5 protein-coding genes are annotated in these 6,501 nt (G+C 43.6%); all 5 read right to left on the bottom strand.

The features are described 5' to 3' along the window. Nucleotides 1–822: 822 nt before the first annotated feature. A complete protein-coding gene (locus tag KTE19_RS05545) occupies nt 823–1,554 on the bottom strand; it encodes a hypothetical protein (RefSeq protein WP_217163751.1) in 732 nt (243 codons plus the stop codon). A gap of 349 nt (nt 1,555–1,903) precedes the next feature. Further along, nucleotides 1,904–2,752 (bottom strand): MucBP domain-containing protein, encoded by an 849-nt coding sequence (locus KTE19_RS05540; protein ID WP_217341804.1) that lies wholly within the window; start codon nt 2,750–2,752, stop codon nt 1,904–1,906. A 768-nt stretch (nt 2,753–3,520) separates the two neighbouring features. After that, complete coding sequence (locus KTE19_RS05535) at nt 3,521–4,891, bottom strand: glycoside-pentoside-hexuronide (GPH):cation symporter (RefSeq protein WP_217341803.1); 1,371 nt, start codon at nt 4,889–4,891, stop codon at nt 3,521–3,523. 328 nt (nt 4,892–5,219) lie between these two features. Beyond that, nucleotides 5,220–6,068 carry a homocysteine S-methyltransferase family protein gene (locus KTE19_RS05530; RefSeq protein ID WP_217341802.1) on the bottom strand — a complete coding sequence of 283 codons (849 nt, stop codon included), beginning with the start codon at nt 6,066–6,068 and terminating at the stop codon, nt 5,220–5,222. 124 nt (nt 6,069–6,192) lie between these two features. Beyond that, entirely contained in the window at nt 6,193–6,366 is a 174-nt protein-coding gene (locus tag KTE19_RS05525) for a DUF5776 domain-containing protein (protein WP_217341801.1), read from the bottom strand. Between the last annotated feature and the right edge of the window lie 135 nt (nt 6,367–6,501).

Below are 6,501 nucleotides of genomic sequence, written 5' to 3'. Positions count from 1 at the left end.
TAAGAATAGGTCTTCATGGCCTTTCATGTCTAGTCTGAAAGGTCTAGTTGATTAGTGTTGCACTTGAATTTTAAACTGGGCTCCTTTTTTAATTCATTTATTTACTCATCTTACAGATTTGATTCATTTAATTTTGACACATCAACGCGACGCCACCGGCATGCCGATAGTGGACGATAATTTGTAACATGCTGCAGGCCTCCTTTTATTTCAGTCGACAAAAAAATCCCTGCTCAGATTTCTCCGAACAGGGACGATTACCGCGGTACCACCCAGTATTATCACCACAATTGCGCATGGTGACCTCAAAGACACACCCAAAAAGGTATATCCGGAGTCGTATCGCACTCCACCCGTGTGTTAAGCTTTCACTTGCCACATGACTACGAGCTCATCTTCACTAATCGATCGAATCCGCCTTCTCATCAACTGACGGTCTCTTTTAATTCTAATAAATTAGCTACTCTTCTCATCAACGTCTAACTTTTAAGTTATGTTAAATCCTAATACAGGCCGTTAAGCTTGTCAATGTATTTTTTGAAAATGGAATGGAAGCAGTCACTCATATTAAGCGGTCCTATCCGAATAGTTGCTTTGAAAGATTACCAAACTACTAAAGCAAATTAACGCTGCCATCACCAAGATTCAAAAGGACGGCACGGCCAAGAAAGTCAGTGAAAAGTACTTTGGTGAGAACTATATTCCGAAATAATCAAGAAAATAAAAATCATCCCTATTCAGAAATGAGTAGAGATGATTTTTTATGTGCTTTTGAATTTAATTTGAATCAGCTCGACTTCTCAGCACTAGCGATACTCAGTGTTAGTTGGCAACTGGAGAAGCAGCTGTCAAGCCAGCCAACATAATCCAGCCGTTGGCAACCGTATAGGCAGGGTCGGTGGCAACAATATGAACCCAAGTGTCCCCTTCACGAGTCCGAGTTCCGATCTGGTCGATGTGGAAGCGGGCATCGCCATAAGTTGTCGTGTTATCAACTTGGCGATCGTCGTGGTTCAACGTGTATTGCGTGAAGTGAGGTTGTGAATAGGTTGCGGATTTGCCATCGTTGGCAATGCCGGGATTGGCAATCCGATACAAGGTAGTCTTCTGACTGTCGGTCAAAGTGCCTTCGGTGAAGGTCGTGTAACTTTCAAGACCACCGCCAAATGATTGAGTACTCTTACCGCCGTATACCCAGCCGCGGTAATTTCCATCAAATGAGATCACTTTGTAATAAACGGACCCTTTGCTGGTTTTGGCAACCCGATATGCTCGCAAGTTGTCCTTAGAGTTAGTTGAGTTGGCAATCGCCTTAACGGTCGTCTTAGTGGCAACGACGCGGGCACCCTTCAACGTTCCAACTTTGTTATAGAGGGCGTTAGTCCCGGTAAAGTTGACATTCCGATTATAAGGATTGGTGTCCAATACCCGATTCATCGTAATGTGGGGATAAGTCTTCTTGGCACTAGCACTGGCGTTAGTCGTTGTAACAGCGGTAAATAATCCAAGAGCTGCAAGTGAAACGAAAAGTGATTTCTGAATAGTTTCCTTCATATGTAATTCCTCCGTAAAAAATAGTGAGCAGATCCAAGCGGTTAGAAGTCGGAGTGTAAGTCGCCTTAAGCGGAAATTCCGGGTTGGGGAATTTTTGCTTGAGGTGCTTACATGCAGATCCCTGCTTTGAAAAGCTGTCCTAAAATAGTGAGCACATCCAAGCACTCAAAAACAATAACCCAAATAATAATTCCACATGCTTATAATTATAAGCCTTTAGGAACCATTGTTTAAGGGCAATTCAGACGCAAACGTATTAAATTAGTGTGACAAATTAAGCCACAATTAAAAAGCTTCCCGAATTCATGAATGTCCTTAAATGGACAATACAATTCGAAAAGCTTATTTGTTAATCTAATTGGATTACTTTTACAGTGGCTTCCGGTTCATTAGCGGTTATTGGATAGTCCACAAAATTTGGTTGCCCATCTGCCAAGTCATAGCCTTCCGGAACATCCACATAGTAGCGGCCGGATTTGGCAGCATGCTGGTCATCACTCACATATCTTCCGACTTCCTTGCCACTCGCTTGATCCACATAGCTGACGGTTAACTTCGGCCAAATATTAAGCGTGCCAATTGCTGGCAAGCAATCATAAAAAGCCAGGTCCAAGTTGGCTTTCTTGAGGGCCTCCAAGCCCTTCTGTGCCAGCTGGAGATCATGCTTGCCTGCATTAGCAGTAACGCCTGCTAAATAATCTGCAGCAACTTCATAGGTATGAATTTCACCACGAACTTTTTTCCAATCACTGGGCACATTAAAAATTGCCGGGACGTATACCCGGAAACTGGCTGGCGCTGCGCCATTCCAAGTGAAGCTTTGATAATGAACCCGCAATTGATCAGTTGCAACATTTTGACGATAAATCACCTTAAAGTCATTTTTTTCTTTGTCGATCTCAAATACCCCCTCAACTTGATCCGCCACTGCTGTGTAGCCAGTAAACTCAGGTGGCTGGAATCGTAATCTGCTCCCAGTTGTGCCGACAATCAGTTTAGACTTGCCCAGCTGATAACCGTGCACGTCCACAAAGTGAATGGTTGCGTGGCGTGGCTGGGTGATGTTGCGTAACGTTGGCCGACCCGCAAATAGATCATCGCTAATCCAAGAACTATATTCACCATTGTATGCGCGTTGCCTACTCGTTGCCAACCAATTTTTATTATTTTTCAAATCAACGGATTGTATTAATTGCATATTCATAGTCTCTTCCCCCAAAGTGAGCGTAGTAAAGCGGTTAGAAGTCGGAGTGTAAGTCTCCTCTGAGGAAAATTCCTGTTCTTGGAATTTTTCTTAGAGGTGCTTACACGCAGACTTCTGCTTTACGGAGCTGTCCTAAAATAAAGTGAGCGGATCCAAGCGGTTAGAGATCGGAGGGTAAGTCTCCTCGAACGGAAATTCCGGTTTTTGGAATTTTTGTTTGAGGTGCTTACATGCAGATCTCTGCTTGGAGGAGCTGTCCTAAGAAAAGTGAGCAGAGTAAAGCGGTTAGAAACTGGAGCCTAGGTCTCCTTCTGCAGAAACCCCCGTTTCTGGGATTTTTGCAGAAGGTGCTTAGGTGGAAGTTTCTGCTTTACGGAGCTGTCCTAAACCCATTCAAGCGACTAGCAGTCAAGCCGTCCATTTCACAATGATTTGCGCCCCCGCACGGAAACATTCTAAAATCAACATGTTTTTGATTACTAAGATATTATCCTATATTTATGAATTTTCGGCAATTTATTTGCCTGCAATTCTGTCCCTCGAACAAAACAAAAACACCCTCACCTTCACATCAAGTAGGAAATCTCTTCTTATCCCACTTCATGTTAACTGCAAGCGTGTTTGTATAGGCCTAAAAGTATAGGCCTAAAGTTTTCAAATACCCACTCAGCCAGACCTGTAGTTGATTGACCCTGACTTCGGTACTATTTCTTCTGGTTCATCAATTGGCGCATCGGAAGTTGCAAATGTTGAGCTTGATGATCAATCCCGTGCTTCAGCCCTCTGCAGTAATTCTGCTTTGATCTGGGGTTCCATCTTCTCGTATTTAAAATAGAATACCATGATCAAGCCCACGATAGCATAAATAATAACTGGTAACCAAATGAAACAAAAACTAATAGCTGCAGACGCATGGGCAGTTTGTTGTTGGTGAGCAACAAAACCGGCGGCATCGAGAATCTTAGACGGAATAAAGCTACCGAAGCCTGATCCCAACTGAATACAGAAGGCACTCCCGACAGCAGTTAGAAAGCCAGCTGCCCGAATGCCGCTCTTCCACTCGCCATAGTCCACGGTATCTGCCAGCATTGCAAACGGCATCGACATCGCCAAAGCTGAACCGAGCACGCCAACACACCATGAAACGATGACCAAGGCAAAGTTACCACCAACCATGGCCATCATTGCCTGACCAACCGCACCAATCGCCAAACCGATCAACATTGTGGCCGTCTTGTTGGTTATTTTGACAATGAATGGAATTGAGATACTTGAGATAACCCCGAGGACTTGAAGACCATTGAAAACAGCTGCTAATTCTGGATTACCAAGGTTATATTTGGCATAATAAGTTGAAAAGCTGTTCCGATCAGATTGAGCAATCCAAAAAATCGAAAACGATACCACCAATAAGAACCAAGGAATGTTGCCAACGGTGGCTTTCATACTTTGCTTCAATGAAATCGATTTGGTGCTCACCGGAACCCGCTCGCGCATATTTTTGAAAGCGGTCAACAGTAGGATCACTGCTGCGACACCAAACAAGGCAATCGTAATCATGAAGCCAACTTTGTCATTGCCTTTGCCTAAGATGGCAACCAGCGGCAAAGTAAACGTACTGGTTACAAAGGAACCGATGAGGCTGCCAACCATCCGAAATGAGTTGGCACCAATCCGTTCGCTGGCGTTTAATGTCAAGTTGGGTAAAACGGCTGAAATCGTCGTTTGAATCCCCGTGTAAATGACCCCGGCAGCCAGGATGTAGGTGATCCCGGCGTACAATAGCTTAGCGGTGCCACTTAAATTAGGCGCTGTAAATGCTAAAAAGGTGGTCACAGCAAACGGAACCGCCAACCACAGAAAATACGGTCGGCTTTGCCCCCACTTGGTATGGGTGTGATCCACGATCGAGCCCCAAAAAATCGCACTGACTGCATCCACGATACAGGCCAGTAAAATAATCATACCGGCACTGGAAACCGGGATGCCAAAAACGTCAGTGTAAAAGTATAAAATATAGCTGGACATGCTGACATATAACAAATTACCCGCCATGTCCGTAAATGCATAGCTAACTTTCTCAAAGACTGGTAATTTAGCGTTCGCATCATCTTTCTCTTCAGTAAGTTCCATTAAAGAATCCTCCATTCAACGATATAAATCGCTGAGTTTTTGTACCATAAAAATATAAATATTATAAATCCGATTTCAAAATGTTTCAACCGCTTGTCGCTCGGGAAGCCCTTGTTCGAGTAACATTGGGCCCGATTACTAGGGATTTGTAAGCAATGAAACCATTTTGTGATTTTTACAGTGAATTAGCTAAAACCTTTTGACCAGTTGGCCCGAAAAGTCGTCAGGGTCATTTGCTTGCGAGGTGATTGAAGGCATCAAAATAAGAGTGGCTCGCCAACACGCTAAACGTTGATGAGCCACTCTTATTTTGACTTTAAATCAATGATTATCTCAGGTTAAACTGATCAACTTGCTTTCTTAACTCACGGGTAATTGTCGGCGTCGATCCACAACAGCTTCCAATCAATTGAACCCCGCGATTCAACATTTCGCCCATTTCTGCCGCGAAAGTCGTTGATTGAATGAGTTGGGCCGGATTTTCAGTCTCATCGATCGGGATCCCAGTATTCGGTTGAACAATCACTGGCCCCCGACTTGCCATCAGCACTTCTTCCAACAGTTGCATAGTTGGAACAGGACCAAAGCCACAATTCAGACCCAAAGCGTTGACCGGCAACCTTTGTAAAAATTGGGTGACCGTTTTGGCATCTTCGCCGGTTGGAAGTCGCCCATTTGATTGAAAGCTGAAGGTGACGGCGACTGGCAACCGGGTATTTTCTCGACCGGCCTTCACCGCCAATTGCGCTTCCTGAAGGTCGGTCATTGTTTCAATCAAAATGAAATCAACCTGCCCCTTCTCCGCCAATCGGGCTTGTTGTTTGAATAAATCGGCTTGTTGACTGGGCGTTAGTTGCGCACAGGGATCGTTCACTGGTCCCATATCGTAAGCCACCCATTTGGGATGAACAGACTTAGCGAGCTTAATTCCAGCTGCGATCACTTGGGCCACTTGAGCAGGCGTGAATTCGGTTTGGTGTAATTGAAACGTATTGGTGGTGACAATATCACACCCGGCAGCCACGTAGGCTTGATGAATTTGTTGCACCAACTCAGGGTGTGACAGATTAGCAAGGGTGACTGGTTGCTCAATTGTCGGTGCCGCACCTAGAAGCATCGTCCCCATCGCACCGTCAAATAACAGCGGTGATTTCAGTTGATTGAAATGAAGCACCATTTAGAATTCACTCCCAATTTAGAGTCAGTAGCCACTTTTTTCGGATTCAAAATTAATATTAACACATTTATTAACATAAAAAATCCTCGACGTTTTACCATCGGGGATCATTGAATTATTCGCTTTAGTAGTTACCTTGAATCACTAGTTTCTTATTTCCTGTTACATAATGACCATTACTCAATTGATAACGAGTGGTCAAATTGTGCTTAACGATCTTCTTAACTGTTAAACGAGTACCCTTCTTAAAGTGCTTAGACTTCTGAGTCAAGTTGGCATTCTTATATTTGTATATCATTTGTAAATAGCGTTAAATTATATCATTGCTTTTTTATTAAAAAATATGAACAATATATGCCAACAGTTTGTTTTCAAATCTCCTGAAATCTTTGATATGTCCGCATCAGATAAACAAAGAAAAGCATCTGGTTGC

It is taken from the genome of Lentilactobacillus dabitei, assembly GCF_019061365.1.
GTDB classification, from domain to species: Bacteria; Bacillota; Bacilli; order Lactobacillales; family Lactobacillaceae; genus Lentilactobacillus; species Lentilactobacillus dabitei.
This window is presented reverse-complemented; position numbering and strand designations above follow the sequence as displayed.

Coding starts and splice junctions, on each gene's coding strand:
- KTE19_RS05545 (WP_217163751.1), bottom strand. CDS start 1,554: ATGAAGGAAACTATTCAGAAATCACTTTTCGTTTCACTTGCAGCTCTT.
- KTE19_RS05540 (WP_217341804.1), bottom strand. CDS start 2,752: ATGCAATTAATACAATCCGTTGATTTGAAAAATAATAAAAATTGGTTG.
- KTE19_RS05535 (WP_217341803.1), bottom strand. CDS start 4,891: ATGGAACTTACTGAAGAGAAAGATGATGCGAACGCTAAATTACCAGTC.
- KTE19_RS05530 (WP_217341802.1), bottom strand. CDS start 6,068: ATGGTGCTTCATTTCAATCAACTGAAATCACCGCTGTTATTTGACGGT.
- KTE19_RS05525 (WP_217341801.1), bottom strand. CDS start 6,366: ATGATATACAAATATAAGAATGCCAACTTGACTCAGAAGTCTAAGCAC.